This is a genomic window from Pseudomonas sp. CM25, from assembly GCF_013179705.1.
Lineage (GTDB): Bacteria > Pseudomonadota > Gammaproteobacteria > Pseudomonadales > Pseudomonadaceae > Aquipseudomonas.
Window position 1 is genome coordinate 1 of the sequence record NZ_JABMCW010000557.1, and the last position, 2,240, is coordinate 2,240.

Annotated in this window: 2 protein-coding genes; one reads left to right on the forward strand and one right to left on the reverse strand. The window is 57.5% G+C overall.

Annotation, left to right across the window (positions count from 1 at the left end; translation table 11 throughout):
- On the forward strand, nt 1-460 hold a 460-nt coding region (locus HP546_RS29335; RefSeq protein WP_172233106.1), incomplete at its 5' end, for a sulfite exporter TauE/SafE family protein.
- 434 nt (nt 461-894) lie between these two features.
- Here HP546_RS29335 and HP546_RS29345 read toward each other — a convergent pair.
- Nucleotides 895-2,240: IS66 family transposase (locus HP546_RS29345; protein WP_172233112.1), on the reverse strand; the 1,346-nt coding region annotated here is incomplete at its 5' end.

Genomic DNA, 2,240 nt, shown 5'->3' on the forward strand with positions numbered 1-2,240 from the left:
GTATCTCCTGGTGAAAATTCCTGGAGAGTACGTAAAGGTCGTGCTCGCGGTTCTCATAATCGCCTGTTGCTTGACCTTGATTACAGGATTCAAGCTCCAGAAGATGCCGTCGTTCATGCAGACCGCTGCAACCGGTGCGGGGGCAGGGGTCCTCAATGGCTCGCTGGGTCTTGGCGGCCCGCCAGTCATCGTTTTCTTCCTTGGTTCTCCGCTGGCATTGGAGGCAGGGCGGGCTTCAATCATCGCAGCCTTTCTTGCAATGGACGTGGCTGCACTGCCCGCTTTCTGGGCTCTCGAACTGTTTGGTCGAGAGTCGCTACATCTCGGATTCATGAGCCTGCCAGTGCTGGTGTTAGGGGTATGGCTTGGCTCAAGGATTGCGCAACGCGTAGAGGAGGCAGTGGCTCGAAAGATCATCATTGTTCTTCTGTTGCTGCTCGCATTTGGTAGCTTCTTATAGCGCGCCGCAGCATGGCCCCAAGGAAAGGCCCCAAGGTTTTTAAGCTAAATGTTTAGCTTGGAGCTCCTTCATAGCATCAAGGATGGCTCCTCGAGGTATTTCGAAGAGGCCCGATCAAAGAGGTTTAAAATTTCTGAAGTCCGCTGGTACCTGTGTTAACAATGATCACGTTCACTCTAGCCGCTGACGTCTGAGCAACGGCACCGATTGGAAATATCCCCGGACGAAGGTCTACTTCACAAAGCTTCGCCATCGCCGCACAGATGGCAGGCCTGTCAATTGGAACCAAGCATGGCTGTTCTGCCGAGGTAGGAGGTAGCTCCGCCGGAAGTCTTGCACCCAAGCTGCTTCTTCTTTCGTTACCCGAACGCCCTTATCTTCAAAGGCGTCCAGTACCAGGAACGTAAGCGTACGGGAAATACGCCTTGCGTAGATCAGCCAGGCATCCACTGATGCGGCAGTAGATGCTCGATCTCACTAGCTTTCTGCGTCGGCAGCCGCGTCAGTACATCCTTGAGATACCCGTACGGATCATGCCCGTTCATGCGTGCCGACTGGATCAAACTCATGATCGCTGCCGCTCGTTTGCCACTGCGCAGAGACCCGGCGAACAACCAATTGGAGCGCCCAAGCGCCCATGGCCTGATCGTGTTCTCCACCGGGTTGTTGTCGATGGGTACGGCACCATCATCCAGGTAGTGCGTCAGCGCTACCCAGCGTTTCAAGCTGTAATCCAGAGCCTTGGCCGTGGCCGAGCCCTCGGGCACGAGGTCGCGCTGAGCCAGCATCCACTCATGTAACTTCTGTGCAATGGGCGCCGCTATTTCTTGGCGTAATCGCCATCGTTCTTCATCGCTCATGTCTTTGGCCTGCCGTTCGACTTCGTACAGCCCGCCGATTGAGTGCAGCGCTTGTTCGGCCAACTGGCTTTTGTTCGCTACATGCAGGTCGAAGAACTTACGGCGGGCATGCGCCATGCAGCCGATTTCGGTGATGCCCAGGTCGAAGCTGGCCTTGTAACCCGCGAAGTCATCACAGACCAGCTTGCCGTTCCAGGTGCCCAGGAAGTTGCGCGCATGTTCGCCGGCGCAGCTGAGGCTGAAGTCGTAGACCACCGCCTTGAGGGCCGAGTACGGCGTCGTGCAATAAGCCCAGACATAAGCTCGATGCGTTTTCTTCTCTCCGGGCGCCAGCATCTGCACCGGCGTTTCATCGGCATGCACGACTCGCTGAGCCAGCACCGCTTCGCGCAGTGCATCCACCAGCGGTTGTAGCTGTACGCCAGTTTGGCCCACCCACTGAGCCAGCGTTGAACGCGGGATCGCCAGGCCTGCACGGCCAAAGATCTTTTCTTGCCGGTACAGCGGCAGATGATCAGCGAATTTGGCTACCATCACATGCGCCAGTAGGCTTGCGGTCGGGATGCCCTTGTCGATCACTTGGGCCGGCACCGGTGCTTGGATCAGTGTTTCGCACTGGCGGCAGGCCCACTTTCCACGTACATGCTGCTCAACGGTAAACACGCCAGGTGTGTAATCCAGCTTCTCGCTGACGTCTTCGCCGATGCGCTGAAGCTGACACCCGCAGACACACTGGGTGTTCTCTGGCTCGTGACGAATGACGGTACGTGGGAACTGCGGCGGCAGCGGCGCGCGCTTGGGCTTTTGGCGGGTTTCGTCCGACGTTGGGGCGGGACGAAGCGCGTTCAGTTCTGCCTCGATAGCCTCAAGGTCGGTGTTGAGCAAGTCATCCAGCAAGCTGCCTTGCGCTGGGCTGATCT